Origin of the sequence: Hymenobacter defluvii, from assembly GCF_017589435.1 — a bacterium.
GTDB lineage: Bacteria > Bacteroidota > Bacteroidia > Cytophagales > Hymenobacteraceae > Hymenobacter > Hymenobacter profundi.
Window position 1 is genome coordinate 112,556 of sequence record NZ_JAGETX010000006.1, and the last position, 17,619, is coordinate 130,174.

Consider the following 17,619-nt stretch of genomic DNA (forward strand, 5'->3'; position numbering starts at 1 on the left):
CTGCTGTTAAGCAGTCTGCTGACTCCTATTATTTATAGGTACTTTATTCGTTTCCTTCCCTTCCTGCCTACGCAATGAAACAGCCCCAATCAACTCCTGCCAATACTCACCAGCGCCGTGATATTGTTGTGATTGGGGCTTCCTCTGGGGGCGTAGCCGCCCTGCTAGCACTGGTGCAAACCCTGCCAGCCGACTTTCCGGCGCCTATCTTTGTGGTGCAACACGTGGGGGCCGATTCGCAGAGTATTCTGCCGCAGCTATTGGACCGCGTGTCTGCCTTATCTGCTAAGCATGCCCAGGACGGCGAGGCTTTTGCCGCTGGTACTATCTACGTGGCCCCGCCCGACCACCATTTGCTACTGGAAAATGACCGTGTGCTGGTGAAGCGCGGGCCGAAAGAAAACCGCTTCCGTCCGTCTATTGACGCGCTGTTTCGCTCCGCTGCCTATGGCTACGGTCCCCGCGTGATTGGCGTCGTGCTTACGGGCTACCTGGATGATGGCACCTCTGGGCTATGGTCGCTACAGCGCCTGGGTGGCGTGGCGGTGGTGCAGGACCCGCAGGATGCTGAGTCGCCGGCGATGCCTATCAATGCCCTGGGCTACGTAGAGGCCGACCATATTGTGCCACTCGCCGAGCTTGGGTCCCTGCTGGTGCGGCTGACCCTGGAGCCAGCTCCGGCCACTCCACGTGTGCTGAAGCAGGAGCGAGAGCTGCTCGGCATCGAATTTCAAATTGCGAAGGCTAATAATGCCTTCGCCTTAGGCATCATTGAGCAGGGACAATTAACCTCCTTCACCTGTCCCGAATGCCACGGGGCACTGACGCAGCTTATTGAGGGCAAGCTTATTCGCTACCGCTGCCACACGGGGCACGCCTATACGGCCAACGCTTTGCTGGGCGAAGTCACGCAGACTGTAGAAGGCTTCCTCTATCAAGCCATGCGCGGGCTCGAAGAAGCACACATGCTGTTGCAGGCCTTAGGAGAGCACTTTACCCAAGAAAGGCAGCAGCAAGTAGCGACCCTGTTTTTTCAGAAAGCAGAAGTAGCCAGTAGTCAGGCACGGCACATGCACGAGGCCATTGTCAAGCATGAATCACTCAGTGGTGATCTACAATTCAAAGAGGGCTACGACGCGTAGCAGGGTGAAATAACAACCTGTCGTATGTTGCAAGCGACTGGCAAGAGGGATTGGATAGTATCAGTGATAACCTTACCAGTTGATCTTCTCCTACCTGCTGAGTCGACCGCCTGTGGGTAGAACATCTGTTCTGCCATGACGGAACCCCTGAATAAGCATGTTGACAAACCAAAAGCCCCGCCGGAAAATCCGAACGGGGCTTTTATTTCTGTTAACGTATAGCCGGTGGTACAACCATCGCGAAGCAGAGGCTTACAGGCCTTTATCGCGGTTCAGATCTTCCTGCGGCTCCGAGCCCAGGAAGGGGTAGCGGTAGTCCGTTACGGGCACGAAGGTTTCCTTGATGGCGCGCGGCGACACCCAGCGCAACAGGTTCAGGATAGAGCCGGCCTTGTCGTTGGTACCGCTGGCGCGGGCACCACCGAAGGGCTGCTGGCCGACCACGGCACCAGTAGGCTTGTCGTTGATGTAGAAGTTGCCGGCCGCATTCACCAGCTTCTTCGAGGCCAGGTCGATGGCATAGCGGTCTTGCGAGAAGATGGCGCCGGTGAGGGCATAGGGCGAGGTGGAGTCTACTACTTCTAAGGTCTGCTCAAATTGGTCAGCGTCGTACACATACACCGTCACGACCGGCCCAAATAGCTCCGTGCGCATGGTCACGTATTGCGGGTCTTTGGTTACGATAACGGTAGGCTCGATGAAGTAGCCTTTCGACTTATCATAGCCACCGCCGGCCACAATCTCGGCGGCGGCATCGGCCTTGGCACCGTCGATGTATTTGGCGAGCTTATCAAACGACACCTCGCTGATAACGGCGTTGATGAAGTTGGAGAAGTCCTCCACATCACCCATCTTGAACGAAGCCAGATCTTCCTTCACGTAGCCCAGGATTTCGTCGGCCAGGTTGGAGGGTAGGTACACCCGTGACGCGGCCGAGCACTTCTGCCCCTGATACTCAAACGCCCCGCGCGAAATAGCCACGGCTACCGCCTTAGCGTGCGCCGAAGGGTGAGCCACAATGAAGTCCTTGCCGCCGGTTTCGCCCACAATGCGCGGGAAGCTGCGGTACTTGGGAATGTTCTCGCCAATGGTTTTCCAGATGGTCTGGAACACGCCCGTGGAGCCGGTGAAGTGAATGCCGGCAAAGTCGCGGTGGTTGAAAATGACGTCGCCAGCCACCGGGCCGTCCACGTAAATCAGGTTGATGACGCCATCGGGCACACCGGCTTCCTTGAACAGCTCCATCAGCACCTGCGCCGAGTAGATTTGCGTGTAGGCGGGTTTCCACACCACCACGTTGCCCATCATGGCCGCCGAGGTAGGCAGGTTGCCGGCAATGGAGGTGAAGTTAAACGGCGTGAGGGCAAACACGAAGCCCTCCAGAGCGCGGTGCTCCAAACGGTTCCACATACCCGGCGCCGACTCCGGCTGCTGCCGGTACAGCTCCTGCATGTAGTGCACGTTGAAGCGGAAAAAGTCGATCAGCTCGCAGGCCGCGTCGATTTCGGCTTGAAACGCATTCTTGCTCTGGCCCAACATAGTAGCCGCGTTGATGCGCGCCCGGTAGGGACCCGCCAGCAAATCGGCGGCTTTCAGGAAAATAGCAGCGCGTTGCTCCCAGGGTAGGGAAGCCCACTGCTCGCGGGCAGCTAAGGCGGCGTCAATGGCCTGCTGCACATGCGAGGCGTCGCCCTCGTGGAAAACACCCAGCGTATGCTGGTGGTCGTGGGGTGGGTTGATGGGTAGGGTCTTGCCCGTACGAACTTCCTGACCGCCAATGTGCATCGGAATATCGCGCTCCTGCTGCTTCAGCTCCTTCAGCATCTTCAGCAGCTCGATGCGCTCGGGAGAGTTGGGCGCGTAGCCCTTCACAGGCTCGTTAATGGGGGTAGGAACGTTGAAAAAGGCGTTGGCCATAGCGGGTGGTTTTTCGGTAATAGTTTTCGGTTTGTGGCCGAGATAGGCTAGGGCAAAGGTAGAAAGTAATAGATCGGGAAGGATTTTAGAAAGGATAATCTACAGTCCAGGGGCTATCAAATAACTGAGGATCAATCTTTAGATGAGCTAGTAATTCATCGAGTTCAGAAATGCTGTTCAAATAATACCGATGGCTATGAACGGTAATTAGATCTTCATCTCCTTCGTAGTTAGGTAATTCGTCCCTGAGTAACTCAACATCAAACAACTGATACTGATGTGGTGTAAAGCCTGAAATGGAAATAGTATATGGATAGATACATGCCCAGCGCCGTAAATGAGAAGCCGACGGTGTTACTTCCGCTGCAATGGGTTGCCCGAGCATTTCGATACGATTCCATACCTTCTGCCGAATCCCATTCGGTATCATCTACAAAATCTCCTTTAACTCACTTAAACACGCAATTTCGTACGTCGTTTGGGCGAAATGTCGGCGTTTTGCAGGGTTGAAATACACTTGGTCGAGGCCGGCGTTGGCGGCGCCCAGTACGTCGCATTCCAGGTTGTCGCCAATCATGAGGCTGTCGGTGGCGGTGGTGCCGGCGCGGTCCAGGGCGTGCTGGTACATGCGGCCGTCGGGCTTCAGGCAGCCACTGCACTCGGAGGTAATAACCTCCCGAAAATAATCTGTCAGGCGGGCAGCGCTCAGCTTCACGTGTTGAATTTCCCGGAAGCCGTTGGTCAGCAAGTGCAGCGTGTAGCCTTTGGCTTGGAGGTAGTCCAGCACCTCGAAGGTGTAGGGAAACACCGCCGTTTTGTGGGGTAGGAGGGAGGTATACTGGTCCGACATATCAGCCGGCAGTTCGTCCTCAGGCACACCCAGCTTGGTGAGCGTGCGCGCAAATCGGGTGGTGCGCAACTGCTGCTGCGTGATCTTATTGCCTTGGTAGAGGCGCCACAGCGCATGGTTCACTTCGCTGTAATATGCCATGAACTGCTCTACCGTGAAGCCGTAGCGCGCCAGCCGGTGGTCGTCGTACTGAAACCGAAGTACTTCTTCGGAGTTCGTTTCGAAATCCCAAAGCGTATGGTCGAGGTCGAAAAACAGGTGGCGATACGTTTTCAAGTTGGGGTAGACAGTTAAGAATGAATAGCAGAAAGTGCGTGTACGGGAGAGAACTACTCTAACCGCAGGCGCTGCACGGGCCGGCCCTCGCCTAAGTGCTCGGCTACAATGTCGGCCACGTCTTTGGGGAGCACGTCGCCATACCAGATGTTCTCGGGGTAGAACACCACGGCCGCGCCGTTGCCTTTTTTGCAGTGCTTGCACACGTCGAGGCAGCCGGTGGTTTGCACGCGGTTTTTGCGTTTTTTACCAGCGCTAAGCAGTTTTTTGAGGTCCTGCTTTTTCAGTTCTTTTTTGAACGTCTTGGCTACGTCGTCGCCAACGCCGCTTTTCTGGTTGGTGCAAACGAAAATATGATGGGCGTACACGAGGTGGTGAAGTTGTGAGTGGTGAAGTTGTGAGATTCAAACGACCAGCACGCCGGATAAGTTGACGTAACGGATAATGAGGCGAAAACGAAAACTCACCATTTCATCACGCATCATCTCACTATTTCACCTCGGCTTCACCTTTCCAGCGGCGGTTTTGCAGCTTGTACGCGGCCAACTCTCGGTTCGACCATAGCGTTTGGTAGGTTTCCTGATCGTGGCGCAGCTGGGCATCGCGCTCTAGGTAGCCCAGTAGCTGCTGCACTACGTCGCCTACCTCGTCTTTTATATAATAAAATACCCAGTTATCGAGACGGCGGAAGTTGACCATGCCGGCGTTCTTCAGATACAATAATTGACGGGAGGTTTTGGTTTGGGTGAAGTCCAGCACTTGTTCCAGGTCAGAAATGCACATTTCCTGGTTGCGCCACAGCAGATGAAGGATACGCAGCCGGCTTTCGTCGCCGAATGCTTTAAAAATGGGCAACCCTAATGCAACGGTGAAGTGTTTTAGGCGCATCTTTTGTTTGATTGGAAGGAAGGAGGTAAGGAGCGGTACGACAAATTTACGTCAATCCGGGCGCCTACCTTTCAATCTGCCGTATACTTGTAGTCTGTAATTTGTTCTATGTCTGTTTCCTCCTCTTTCCGTACTGCTTTTGCCGGGGTAATCACGTTGTTGCTCTTGCTGTTGGCAGGCTCTGCCGCGCAGGCCCAAGGCAAGCGGCCGGTAGTGCAGTTCTCTGGCATCATCGCCACCGGCGACTCGCTTCTGGGCGTGCCAGGAGCGGCCGTATTTGTGCCTAAAGCCGGGCGTGGCACCCTCACCAACGAGTACGGCTACTTCTCGCTGCCCGTGTTGGCCGGCGACAGCATCGTAATTCGGGCGCTGGGTTATAGCAATCAATGGGTCGTGGTCCCACCCGATTACCCACGGCAGAGCTATTCCATTATTATCCAGTTGCGGGAAGACGCTACCATACTGCCGGAGGTGCGGATCTTCCCGTACGCTACCGAAAAGGCATTTAAGGAAGCCTTTCTGGCCCTACGCCTACCCGATGAGAAGGGCTCTTCGGCCGCGGCCAACCTTAGTCCTGAGGTGATGCGCCGACTGTTCATCGCCCTACCCACCTCTAGCATGGCCAACTACCGCCAAACCATGCAGATGCAGCAATACGACCAGCAGCGGCGCATGGGCCAAGGCGCTACCCCCTACACCAACAATCCCCTGCTAAACCCCTTCAGCTGGTTGCAACTCATCAATCAGATAAAAGCCGGGGAGTTCAAGAAAAAGGCCGGCGACGATTATTAGATAATCAAATGCTGTTAGCATAAGCCAGAACGCCGTTCCTTCCGCTGAGAGGAACGGCGTTCTGGCTTATAGCGTGTTGGATGGTTTGGTCTAGATACACTGTTTTTTAAGCGAAGCATCGTCCAAATTTTTAAAGTTGCGTACCAGCGAGTTGATGCCTGGCTGCCCCGGCCGGCACAACCGAATTTCGCAACGATGGGCGCGTGCCACGCGCCCTTATATTTTACCGCATGGATACGAATTTGCCTACCTCCCCGCTCCCGCGCGTTGTGATTGTGGGATGTGGTTTTGGGGGGCTGCGCTTGGCCAAAGAGCTAGCCGACCAGCCCTTACAGGTAGTAGTAGTGGACCGCAACAACTACCATAATTTTCAGCCGCTGCTCTACCAAGTGGCTACCGGCGCCCTAGAGGCCGACAGTATTGCCTACCCCATCCGCAAGATTTTTGCAGGCCAGGAGAACTTCTTCTACCGCCTGGCCGATGTGCAGCGCGTGGAGCCAGACCGCAATACCATCGTAACTGACATCGGGGAAATTAGCTACGACTACCTGGTATTGGCTACTGGCTCGGTCACCAACTTCTTTGGGCTTAAAACCATTGAGAAGAACGGGATGCAAATTAAGAGCGTGCCGAATGCCCTGAATCTGCGCAGCTTTCTATTTCAAAATTTCGAGCGGGCGGTGCTGGAAGCCAACCCCGCCAAGCGGCAGGCCCTGCTGAATGTGGTGATTGTGGGTGGCGGCCCCACGGGCGTAGAAATCGCCGGTTCGCTGGCCGAGATGCGCAAAGATGTGCTACCCCAGGACTACCCCGAGCTGGACCTGAAGCAGATGGAAATCTACCTCATTGAGGCCGGCGGGGCCGTGCTGGGGCCTATGTCGAAGGAGGCACAGCAAACGGCGCACAAGTACCTAGACGAGATGGGAGTTCATATTCGGCTCAATACCTCAGCCAAGCGCTTTGAGGATGGCAAAGCCTACATTTCTGATACGGATTTCATTCGTACCGAAAACCTGATTTGGGCCGCCGGTGTGAATGGAGCAGCCCTACCCGGCTTCTCGGAGCAGCAGATCACCCGCAACAAGCGCATCAACGTGGACCATCATAACCTGGTGACGGGCACCACGAATATTTACGCCATCGGCGACGTGGCCAACATGGTGACCGACGCCATGCCCAAGGGCTACCCCATGCTGGCACCTGTGGCCATTCAGCAAGCCGAGCAGCTAGCCGCCAACCTGGGACGAATTCTGAAAAAGGAGCCACTCAAGCCCTTCGACTACACCAACAAGGGCACGATGGCCATTGTAGGCCGCAACCGGGCAGTAGTCGATTTGCCCAAGGACATTCATTTCGGGGGATTCTTCGGGTGGCTGACGTGGCTGTTTGTGCACTTGATGACGCTCATCGGCTTCCGTAACAAGGTCGTAACGCTCATCAGCTGGGCCATCAGCTATTTCAGCTCCGATAAGGCGCTACGCCTGATTATTCGGCCTTACAAACGGCGCGATTATAAAAAGCACAGCGGGCAGTCGGCAGCCGAGCACTTGAACGCCACGCCGCAGTATAATCCTACCCCGCCGGCTTTGCAGGAGCCAGTACAAGGGTAAAGTAATACGGAAGTCAAGAACTGAAGTTAGCTATAGTGCAGCAGCAAGCTGGTTGTACCGGCTATGTGCAAATGCTTCCGTCAAACGCGGTACCTATACCGGCAATACGGGTAGTGCGTGGTGTATGGCAACAGTACGATTGATATGCAGTATCTGCATGGCTGCATCTTGCAGATTTTGTGGGCATAAGATTCTATCCGGTAAGAAACTCCACTGCGAGGCAGGAAAACGAAAACAACTCTTAGCTTTCTTACTTAAACCAGTAAGAAACTACTTTTAAGTACATTTAGCCTTCGCTTCTCTTTATTGTCTTCTTTGAAAGCTGTACTGGATTTTCCGGATATTGCTTGGCTGAGCCGTTTACGCCACGACGACGGCCGAGCATTCGACGCGCTGTTTCGACACTACAGTCCGCGCGTGTACCGGTTTGCCTATAGTTACCTGAAAACTAGAGCAGCAGCAGAGGAAATTGTGCAGGAGTGCTTTTTGAAAATATGGGAAAAGCGTCATGAATTGCGCGACGACGTACCATTGAAAGGCTATCTTTTTACCACAGCGCATCATCTGATTTTAAACCAGTTGCGCCACGTGCAGCATCAGGTTGCCTACCAGGATTTTTTGCGCCATGTGCCGCCCACAGAAGGCAACATGGAAAAAGATGTAGAGTATGCCGAGTTGGAAACGGTGTATCTGGCTGCGCTAGCCAAGCTACCGCCCAAACGCCGTCGCATTTTTACCCTTAGCCGGCAACAAGGTCTATCGTATCCCGAAATTGCGCGTGAGCTGAACATATCGGTGAAAACAGTGGAAACGCAGATGGCGCAAGCCCTTAAATTTCTGCGACTCTATTTTAAATTGCATGGTAACGTATTGATAGTTTTGCCGTTATTGATTTCGATCAACTCTTTTTGATTTTTTTCTGCGGGCGCAGTCAGGGTGTTGAGCCGCTGGGGTGTAGTACCTATATCCAGCCGCTTTACTCTGCTAACCTATGCTGCCACTTGTTACGCAGGAACTCTTCAACCGCTATGTACACGATCAGGCCACGCCAACTGAAGCGGCGGTGGTACGAGCTTGGCTAACCGAGCCCACCAATCAGCTTATAGCAGAGCAGTGGATGCGTACGCACTGGCACACGCTGGAAACGCCAACCGCTGCTGCCCTACCTGATGAACCCAACTATGAGGCGCTGCTGACCTCACTGCACCAGCAAATGGGGCGTACCGCTGCCTGGCGTTGGCAGCCCTGGGCCGCCGCCGCTGTAATTGGCGGGCTGGCCGTAGGCGGTTTATGGTGGCAGTATGGTACGCCGCCCACTGCACCGGTAGCAGCCGTTGCCCACACCGAAACCACCGACTACGGCCAGAAACGTACCCTGCATTTATCCGATGGTACGGAGGTGACGTTGAACGGCCATTCCACCTTGCGCTACCCCCAAGCCTGGGCCACTGGCCAGCCGCGGGAGGTGTGGCTAGATGGCGAAGCGTACTTTTCGGTACGCCACCTACCTAGTGATGAACACTTCATTGTGCACACCCCAGATGGTATGCAGGTGGAAGTGCTGGGGACCAAGTTTGCCGTGTACCGACGCCAGGAGCAGGCTCGCGTGATGCTGGTATCAGGCAAGGTGCAACTCAAGTTTAAGGCCGCCGACCACCGCCCCGATTTGGTAATGCAACCCGGTGAACTAGTGGAGATGAACAGCCGGCAGCCCGAGGCTGCTGTGCGCAAAACGACGGTGGCTGCTGCGCCCTATACTTCTTGGAAAGATGGCAAGCTAGTATTCGATGAAACTACCATTGCTGAGTTGGCCACCCGTCTGCACGACACTTACGGCGTGGAAGTAGTCCTGGCAACACCCGAGTTAAAGGACCGCCGCATTACCGGCACTGTGCCCATTGGCGAGCTGGATGTGCTGTTGCAGGCCTTAGAAGAGACATTTCACCTGACGATTCAGCGCCAGCAGAATCGCCTCATTTTCTCGGATCATAATTCCCCCAAACCTAGCTTATGACCCCATTTACTACCCGACTGTGCGGCCGAGTCGTCCGTACGGCCTCCGCGACGGCAGTGTGCGCGTTGCTGGTCCCTACCCCGGATGTGCTGGCTGCCCCCACCCAGCTGCTGGCCACCAACTACTCCAATCAGCGCACCGCTTCCCGCGCCGAAACGGTAGCGCTGAAAGACCTGCTTGGTCGGTGGGAAAAGGAATACAACGTTACCATCTTTTACGAGAGCGAGTTAGTACGTAATAAACGCGTGCCTGCCCGTGCCGACGGCGCCACGCTGGATGCTAAGATGGCCGAGGTATTGCCGCAGGCTGCCTTGACGTTCAAGAAGTTGCGGGCCGATTATTACTTGGTTGTAGAAAATTCGGGCACGGTTTCTTCTGCAAATTCTGCAAACGTTTCCGTAGCAGATGTAACGGTTTCCGGACGCGTAACGCAGGCCAATGGCGAGGGACTACCCGGTGTAACGGTAGTCGTGAAGGGCACAGCCAACGGCGCTTCGACCGATGTTGAGGGTAGGTTTTCTCTAACAGTGCCAGAAGGTAGCACACTGGTGTTTAGCTATGTGGGCTATGTGCGCCAAGAGGTGCCTGTGGCGGGTGTTACTACCGCTCTCAACGTGACATTGGTAGAGGATAGCAAGGCACTGGGCGAGGTAGTGGTAGTAGGCTACGGTACCTTAGCACGCCAAGAGTTGACGACTGCGGTTTCCTCAGTAGGTGCCCAGCAGATTGAGCGGCAGAAAGTAGCTGGCTTCGATCAGGCACTGCAAGGCCAGGCACCCGGCGTGCAGGTAACAGCACCAACCGGTGCTCCGGGCGCAGGTATCAACGTGCGGATTCGCGGCAACAGCTCGCTTAATAGCAGCAATTCGCCGCTGTATGTAATTGATGGTGTGCCTGTGCTGCCTACCTACGATCGGGAGTTGAGCGTGGGTAATCAGAAGCCTAATCCGCTAAATGCTATCAACCCAGCAGATATCGAGTCGATTGACGTACTGAAGGACGGTGCTGCTGCCGCTATTTACGGGGTGCGCGCTTCCAACGGTGTAGTAGTTATCACCACGAAGCGCGGCCGCTCCGGCAAGCCGCAAGTAGGCTTCAATGCGTATTATGGGGTGCAAAGCCTGCGCAAAAAGCTGGATGTACTGAATTCCCGGCAGTTTGCAGAGTACTACAACGAGTCGCAGGCCAACGCCGGCGCGGCCATTGGCTATCCAGACTTAAACAATCTGCCACCCTACGATACGGATTGGCAGGATGAAGTATACCGTACCGCTGCTATTCAAAACTATCAGTTAAATGTGAGCGGTGGTACCGACAAAACGCACTATTATGTAGGGGGCGGCTACTTCAAACAGGATGGTATCATTCTGAATTCGGGCTTCGACCGCTTCAACTTCAAACTGAACTTTGACCAAAAAGCGGGTGAGAAGTTTCGGGTAGGAACCAATTTAAACCTGAGCCGGACGAACACTAACGGTAGCGTACGCAGCGAACAGGGATTAGGGAGCTCAGGTACTGTGCTGGGGGCGTTGGCGCAAATTCCAACTGTTCCTGTGCGAGATGCCAACGGTGTATACGGGGTGAACCCTTTCTCCTTGTCGGATAACCCGGTAGGAAACCTGCTGGAAACTAGCAACCGGTCGCTGAGCTATCAGGTGATTGGAAACCTGTTTGGGGAATACAACATCCTGAAAAACTTACAATTCCGTTCCTCCATTGGCATCGACTTCCGTACCCAGCTGGAGAACGAATTTATCACCCGCAATTATCCTGGTACTTCGCGCGCTGATGCTTCTACCCGCGGTAGCGGCCGTACGGGCACAACGCTGCAAAATATCTGGCTGTGGGAAAACACGGTTACCTATAACCCCAACATTGGCGACAAACACAGTCTGCAATTGTTGGTAGGGCAGTCGGTGCAAGCGTCGAATCGCTTCGCTTCTAATGCCTCTGTGCGGGGGTATGCTTCCAATGCCGTGCCCTATCTATCGGCCGGTACGGAGCGCCTAGGCACGAGCAGCTACGAAGAAGAATGGGGCCTAACCAGTCTCTTCGCGCGTGCTATTTATAGCTACGAAGACCGCTACCTGGCTACCCTGAGCTTGCGCCAGGATGGTACCAGCCGTTTCGACGAGCACTACGGCTATTTCCCGGCTGTGGCCCTGGGCTGGCGTATTTCCAAGGAAAACTTCTTCCCACAGAACAGTAAAGTATCAGATTTGAAGCTGCGGGGTAGCTTTGGTAGCAATGGCAACCAAGACTTGTCTTACACCTACCAGCGTTTCAGCTCCTATGTGGTAGGCGCTAACTACACAGGAAATAGTGGTACGGTGCAAGGAGGTATCCGGCCCGATCGGATTGGTAACCGTTCGTTGAAGTGGGAAACCTCTAATCAATATGACCTAGGCTTGGATTTCGGCATGTTCAACGACCGCCTCACGCTGACAGCAGATGCCTACTTGAAACGCTCGAAAGACCTATTGCTGAGCGTGCCGCTTGCTCCAAGCACCGGTGCTCAGGTACTAGACATCATTCAAAACGTAGGCTCGGTTGAGAATAAAGGGCTTGAGTTTGCGCTGAACACGGCCAATGTGCAAGGGCAGAATGGCGGCTTCACGTGGTCAACGAACCTAAACGTGTCGCTAAACCGCAATAAAATACTAGACCTAGGTACGTTGGCAAACGACGAAGGTGATTTAGTAGATCGAACCATTATCTACGATTATAGCATCTCGCAAAAAGGCAAGCCGTTGGGTTCTTTCTACGGCTTTAAGACGCAAGGCATCTTCCAAACGCAAGATGAGATTAGCAGTGCTCCTACCCAACCAAACAATCCACAGCCGGGTGATATTCGCTTTGTAGATGTAAACGGGGATGGGGTAATCAATAACGACGACCGCACTATCATCGGTAATCCTAACCCGAAAGCCATTGCAGGGGTTACCAACACCTTCAGCTTCAAAGGACTTGACCTGAGCGTGTTCTTCCAAGGTAGTTTCGGCAATGATATCTACAATGCCAACCGGCAGGCGTTGGAGTCTCTGACGGGCCCAGTGAACCAGTTGACAACGGTGCTGGACCGCTGGACGCCAACGAATACGAATACGTCTATTCCGTGGGCAGTCTATAACGACCCGAATAACAACGGCCGCTTCTCCAACCGTTGGATTGAAGATGGTAGCTACGTGCGCCTCAAAAACCTGACGCTGGGCTATACCCTACCCACAAGAATTATCAACAAGGCCCGTATCAGCAGCCTGCGTGTGTATGTGAGCGGCCAGAACCTGCTAACCTGGACTGACTACTCGGGCTATGACCCGGAGGTAAGTGCCGACCCCTTCTCATCGACTGGCCTTGGGCGCGACTTTGGCGTGTATCCGCAGGCACGTACCTACACGGTAGGCTTGAATGCCAATTTCTAATCTGAGTTTCATTCTACCCATGAAAAAGATATTCATCCCCGTTTTTGCCCTAGTGCTGCTTGGTAGCTGCGATATTCTGGATAAGCCACCACTGCCATCTATTTCGCCGGAAAACTTTTTCCGGAGCGCCGACGACGCCGAAGCTGGCCTAACGGCTGCCTACGATGCGCTGCAAGGCACTGGCCTATACAGTCAGGATTTGATTGCAGTGGGCGAGATGCCCTCCGACAACTGTACCAGCAACAACGGCGACGTAGCATCGCTGGACCGCATTTCCTGGACGCCTACTACCAGCCAAGTGTACAACATCTGGCGCGACTCCTACCTGGGTATCAACCGGGCTAATGCAGTTATCCGGTATGTGCCTACCATTACGATGGATGAGGCGCGCCGAAAACAGATTCTAGGGGAGGCGTATTTCCTGCGGGCTTTGCACTACTACAATCTGGTGAAGCTGTACGGCGGTGTGCCGCTACGCTTAGAGCCAACCGAAAGCGGTGAGCAATCGGTTATAGCCCTACCTCGGGCAACGGTTGAGGCAGTGTATACCCAAATTGTGGCCGACCTGACAGCCGCTGATGCGGCTGTACCAGCCAGTAACACAAATCGGGTGACAAACGGGGCCGTGAACTCGCTATTGGCCAAGGTATACCTAACGCAACGGCAATGGAGAGCAGCTGTAACGGCTGCCAACAAGGTTATCAGCACCGGTCGGTACTCTCTTGTGACAAATTTTAAAGGATTGTTCCCGGCAGAGAACAAAGTGTCCGAAACAATTCTGGAAGTCCAGAACCAAGGCAATGCGGATGGTAATAACATCTTGCCCGATCTATTGCTACCATCTCCGCCAGCTACTTACTCCTTCCCTAAATTCAACATTCCAACACTGTTCTTGTCAAAAGAGAATGAGAAACCAACGGATCTAACGTCCGTGGTTGACACGGTAAATGACCGTCGTTGGAGTCGAGTGAGTACTACTACTGTGAGGGTTGATACAGTTTTATACGTACGGCGTGATTATGCGAGCTTTGTATTGAGTTCTAGTAGAAGTCGAGGTGCAAGCTCTAATGACTTGGGCCCTTTTGTGTACAAGTGGCCCGGTGCACCAAACGCCTTCAACAGCCCCGACAACACGTATATCTTGCGCTACGCTGATGTATTGCTGATGTACGCGGAAGCCGCCAACGAACAGGCAGGACCCTCGGCCGATATCTTGGATAAGCTAAATCTTGTGCGTACTCGTGCGGGCCTGGCGGCCCTCACGCCTGCTTCGCCGCAGTACGCCAGCAAAAAGGCTATGCGGGATGAAATTGACCGGCAGCGTCGTCTGGAACTTGCTTTCGAGGGGGAGCGGTGGTACGACCTGCTGCGTTATGCCCGCCACAACCAGGCAGAAGCTGGGGCTCACGCTGTGACAGCACTGGATATTATCCAGCAACGCCTCAACCGTCCTGATGCCAATTATTTGCTGTTCCCTTTGCCTCAGGCCGAGATTAACAACAACGCACAGCTACAGCAGAATCCTGGATATTAATTTTCTGCTATAGCCAAGGCTTTCACGTCCGCTGGGCATACACCTTCTCAGCGGCGTGATAGGGGAGCCGGTTCCGCAATGTTAGGGGCGCGGGCCGGCTCTTTTTTGTTCTGTTTCCCACTTTCCTACCTATTGTATGCAAACCAATTTTCGAAAGGCATGGCTACCGCTAGCGCTATGCGGAGCGTTGTTGACGGGCGCCACCAGCTGCCAACAGCCGATGGCTGGCACCGGCAAAAGTGCAGGCGTTACGCAATGGGTCACCACACCCGACCAAACCATGCTGTTTCAGCGTCAGCCGAATACGTTGAAATTCACGGCTGCTAGTGCTACCCCCGCCACCATTGAAGTAGACGATAACCAGAAGTTCCAGACCATCGACGGCTTTGGGTACTGCCTCACGGGCGGTAGCGCTACCCTGCTGCATCAAATGGGCCAGGCCGAGCGAACCGCACTGTTGAAGGAGCTGTTCGACCCAAAGGCCGACGGCAGCATTGGCGTAAGCTACCTGCGCGTGAGCATCGGCGCCTCGGACCTCGACCCAGTAGTGTTCAGCTACGACGACGTGCCCGAGGGCCAGACCGATCCACAGCTCACCAAGTTCAGCCTGGCGCCCGACCGCAAGGATCTGATTCCGGTGCTGAAAGAGATTCTGGCAATTAATCCGAAAATCAAGATTCTCGGCTCGCCTTGGTCGCCGCCTACCTGGATGAAGACTAACGGCAACAGCAAGGGCGGCTCTCTGAAACCAGAATACTACGACGCCTACGCGCAGTACTTCGTGAAATACGTGCAGGGCATGAAAGCCGAAGGAATCCGCATGGATGCTATTACGGTGCAGAACGAACCCCTGCACCCCGGCAACAACCCTAGCTTGCTGATGCTGGCTGAGCAGCAGGCCGAGTTCATTAAGAAAAGCCTGGGACCAGCTTTCGAAGCCGCGAAAATCGATACGAAAATCATTACCTACGACCACAACGCTGACCGGCCCGACTACCCCCTTACCATCCTCAACGACCCCGAAGCCCGCAAGTACGTCGATGGCTCGGCGTTTCACCTCTATGCTGGCCCCATTGAGGCGCTGTCGAAAGTGCACGACGCCTACCCTGAGAAGAACATCTACTTCACCGAGCAGTGGGTAGGGTCGAAGTCCAAATTTGAGGACAACCTGGGCTGGCACGTGAAAACGTTGATGATTGGCGCTACCCGCAACTGGGCCAAAACGGTGCTGGAGTGGAACCTAGCCGCCGACCCCGAGCAGAACCCCCACACGCCCGGTGGCTGCACCGAGTGCCTGGGCGCCATCACGCTAAATGGCAACCAGGTGCAACGGAACGTGGCCTACTATACCATTGCGCACGGCAGCAAATTTGTGCGGCCGGGCTCGGTGCGCATTGCCTCCACGGCCGAAGGCACGCTGCCGAACGTAGCGTTCCGCACGCCTACTGGGCAAACCGTGTTACTGGTGCAGAACGACCAGAAAACGCCGCAAACATTCGGCATCCGCTACCACGACCAAGCGGTAAGCGCAACGTTGGCGGCCGGCGCGGCTGGCACCTACGTGTGGTAGGTCAGTCGGCGGTTTCCATAAACCAGAGGGTAGGGGAGGTGCAAGCTTCCCCTATTTTCATTTCTAGTATAACTCTCTATGAAGTGCTCACCACTGAATAACGCCTTCTGGGCAATGCTACTAGTAGTTGGGGTAGGGCTGAGCGGCTGCTCCGATAACGGGGGCGACGATGCCCAGCCCACGCCCCCAACGCCTACCCAGCCCACGCCTACTGGCCCGTCGCAGGTGGCGCTGTGGCTCACCACGGCCAACAAAACCGTCTTGTTTCAAAAGCAGCCCCTGACGCTGAACTTCGCCACGCCGGCCGCCAGCAGTACCTTGCCAACCATCACAGTAGACACCACGCAAACCTACCAGAGCATCGATGGCTTCGGGTTTACGATGACAGGCGGCAGTGCCTATGTGTTGCACCAGATGGGCGCCACCGAGCGGGCAGCGCTACTGAAAGAGCTGTTTGCCACCGATGCCAACAGCATTGGCACCAGCTACTTGCGCGTAAGTATCGGCGCGTCGGACTTGGATGCGCAGGTGTTCAGCTACGATGACCTGCCGGCCGGCCAGACCGATCCACAGCTCACCAAGTTCAGCCTCGACCCCGACCGCCAGCACCTGCTGCCGGTGCTGAAAGAGATTCTGGCTATCAACCCCAGCATCAAAATCCTGGGCTCTCCTTGGTCGCCGCCTACCTGGATGAAGACCAACGGCAACAGCAAAGGCGGCTCCCTGAAACCGGAGTTCTACGACGCCTACGCGCAGTACTTCGTGAAGTATATCCAGGGCATGAAGGCCGAGGGCGTGACCATTGACGCGATTACGCTGCAAAACGAACCCCTGAACCCTGATAACAACCCCAGTATGATGATGACGGCCGCAGAGCAGACTACGTTCATCAAGCAAAGCATCGGGCCAGCGCTGAAATCGGCGGGGCTGACCACCAAAATCATCCTCTACGACCACAACACCGACCGCACCGACTACCCCCTGACCGTGCTGGCCGATGCCCAGGCCCGGCAGTACGTCGATGGCTCGGCGTTTCACCTCTACGCGGGCAGTATCGATGCGCTGTCGGCGGTGCACAATGCCTACCCCGATAAGAACGTCTACTTCACCGAACAGTTTGTAGATGCCTCCGGCAACTTTGCTGGTGACCTGAGCTGGCACACCAACAATCTGATTATCGGGGCCACGCGGAACTGGTCGCGCAATGTGTTGGAGTGGAACCTGGCCGCCGACCCCAGCAACGGCCCGCATACGCCCGGTGGCTGTACCACCTGCCTGCCGGCCGTCACCATTAGCGGAAACGCTGTGACGCGCAATACCGCCTACTACATCATTGCGCAGGCGGCTAAGTTTGTGCGGCCCGGCTCGGTGCGCATCAACACCAGCGTGCCCAGCAACCTACCCAATGTGGGCTTCAAAAACCCGAGTGGTCAAAAAGTGTTGATTGTGCTGAATACCAGCAGCAACCCCCAAACCTTTGTCGTGAAATACCGCGGCAACGACTTACAAGTGACTCTGGATGGAGGCTCTGTGGGTACGTATGTGTGGTAAGAGATAGGCAGCAGAATAGGTAAATAGGACTACTAAACAGAACGTCATTTCGA

14 protein-coding genes are annotated in these 17,619 nt (G+C 55.0%); 9 read left to right on the top strand and 5 right to left on the bottom strand.

Features of this window, described 5'->3' with window-relative positions; translation table 11 throughout:
* The first annotated feature begins 74 nt into the window (after positions 1-74).
* Positions 75-1,142, top strand: a complete 1,068-nt coding sequence (locus J4D97_RS12355) for a chemotaxis protein CheB (RefSeq protein WP_208307830.1) — start codon at positions 75-77, stop codon at positions 1,140-1,142.
* 252 nt (positions 1,143-1,394) lie between these two features.
* On the opposite strand, the gene pruA is transcribed toward J4D97_RS12355, so the two are convergent.
* The 5 genes from pruA to J4D97_RS12380 form a co-directional block, all read right to left on the bottom strand.
* Positions 1,395-3,059: an L-glutamate gamma-semialdehyde dehydrogenase gene (gene pruA, locus J4D97_RS12360; RefSeq protein WP_208307831.1), complete on the bottom strand. Its 1,665-nt coding sequence runs from the start codon at positions 3,057-3,059 to the stop codon at positions 1,395-1,397.
* An 85-nt stretch (positions 3,060-3,144) separates the two neighbouring features.
* Positions 3,145-3,444: a hypothetical protein gene (locus J4D97_RS12365; protein ID WP_208307832.1), complete on the bottom strand. Its 300-nt coding sequence runs from the start codon at positions 3,442-3,444 to the stop codon at positions 3,145-3,147.
* A gap of 45 nt (positions 3,445-3,489) precedes the next feature.
* The gene (locus J4D97_RS12370; protein WP_208307833.1) at positions 3,490-4,185 is read right to left on the bottom strand and encodes a YjjG family noncanonical pyrimidine nucleotidase; all 696 of its coding nucleotides are present in this window, start codon (positions 4,183-4,185) and stop codon (positions 3,490-3,492) included.
* A 53-nt stretch (positions 4,186-4,238) separates the two neighbouring features.
* Positions 4,239-4,553 (bottom strand): (2Fe-2S) ferredoxin domain-containing protein, encoded by a 315-nt coding sequence (locus tag J4D97_RS12375; RefSeq protein WP_208307834.1) that lies wholly within the window; start codon positions 4,551-4,553, stop codon positions 4,239-4,241.
* A 121-nt stretch (positions 4,554-4,674) separates the two neighbouring features.
* Complete coding sequence (locus J4D97_RS12380) at positions 4,675-5,073, bottom strand: ArsR/SmtB family transcription factor (RefSeq protein WP_185282486.1); 399 nt, start codon at positions 5,071-5,073, stop codon at positions 4,675-4,677.
* Positions 5,074-5,181: 108 nt separating this feature from the next.
* Between J4D97_RS12380 and J4D97_RS12385 the strand changes: the two genes are divergently transcribed.
* The 8 genes from J4D97_RS12385 to J4D97_RS12420 all read left to right on the top strand — a co-directional run bounded on the left by J4D97_RS12385 (position 5,182) and on the right by J4D97_RS12420 (position 17,566).
* On the top strand, positions 5,182-5,865 hold the full coding sequence (locus tag J4D97_RS12385; RefSeq protein ID WP_208307835.1) for a carboxypeptidase-like regulatory domain-containing protein: 684 nt from the start codon (positions 5,182-5,184) through the stop codon (positions 5,863-5,865).
* Positions 5,866-6,095: 230 nt separating this feature from the next.
* Positions 6,096-7,475 (top strand): NAD(P)/FAD-dependent oxidoreductase, encoded by a 1,380-nt coding sequence (locus tag J4D97_RS12390; protein WP_208307836.1) that lies wholly within the window; start codon positions 6,096-6,098, stop codon positions 7,473-7,475.
* Between the two features lie 315 nt (positions 7,476-7,790).
* Positions 7,791-8,387: an RNA polymerase sigma-70 factor gene (locus J4D97_RS12395; RefSeq protein WP_185282489.1), complete on the top strand. Its 597-nt coding sequence runs from the start codon at positions 7,791-7,793 to the stop codon at positions 8,385-8,387.
* A gap of 79 nt (positions 8,388-8,466) precedes the next feature.
* Positions 8,467-9,489, top strand: a complete 1,023-nt coding sequence (locus J4D97_RS12400) for a FecR family protein (RefSeq protein ID WP_208307837.1) — start codon at positions 8,467-8,469, stop codon at positions 9,487-9,489.
* Entirely contained in the window at positions 9,486-12,911 is a 3,426-nt protein-coding gene (locus tag J4D97_RS12405) for a SusC/RagA family TonB-linked outer membrane protein (protein WP_208307838.1), read from the top strand. Before J4D97_RS12400 ends, J4D97_RS12405 begins: the two co-directional genes overlap by 4 nt.
* Positions 12,912-12,930: 19 nt before the next feature.
* The gene (locus tag J4D97_RS12410) at positions 12,931-14,445 is read left to right on the top strand and encodes a RagB/SusD family nutrient uptake outer membrane protein (protein ID WP_208307839.1); all 1,515 of its coding nucleotides are present in this window, start codon (positions 12,931-12,933) and stop codon (positions 14,443-14,445) included.
* Between the two features lie 136 nt (positions 14,446-14,581).
* The gene (locus J4D97_RS12415) at positions 14,582-16,015 is read left to right on the top strand and encodes a glycoside hydrolase family 30 beta sandwich domain-containing protein (protein WP_208307840.1); all 1,434 of its coding nucleotides are present in this window, start codon (positions 14,582-14,584) and stop codon (positions 16,013-16,015) included.
* A gap of 78 nt (positions 16,016-16,093) precedes the next feature.
* Positions 16,094-17,566, top strand: a complete 1,473-nt coding sequence (locus J4D97_RS12420; protein ID WP_243900282.1) for a glycoside hydrolase family 30 protein — start codon at positions 16,094-16,096, stop codon at positions 17,564-17,566.
* Positions 17,567-17,619: the final 53 nt, after the last annotated feature.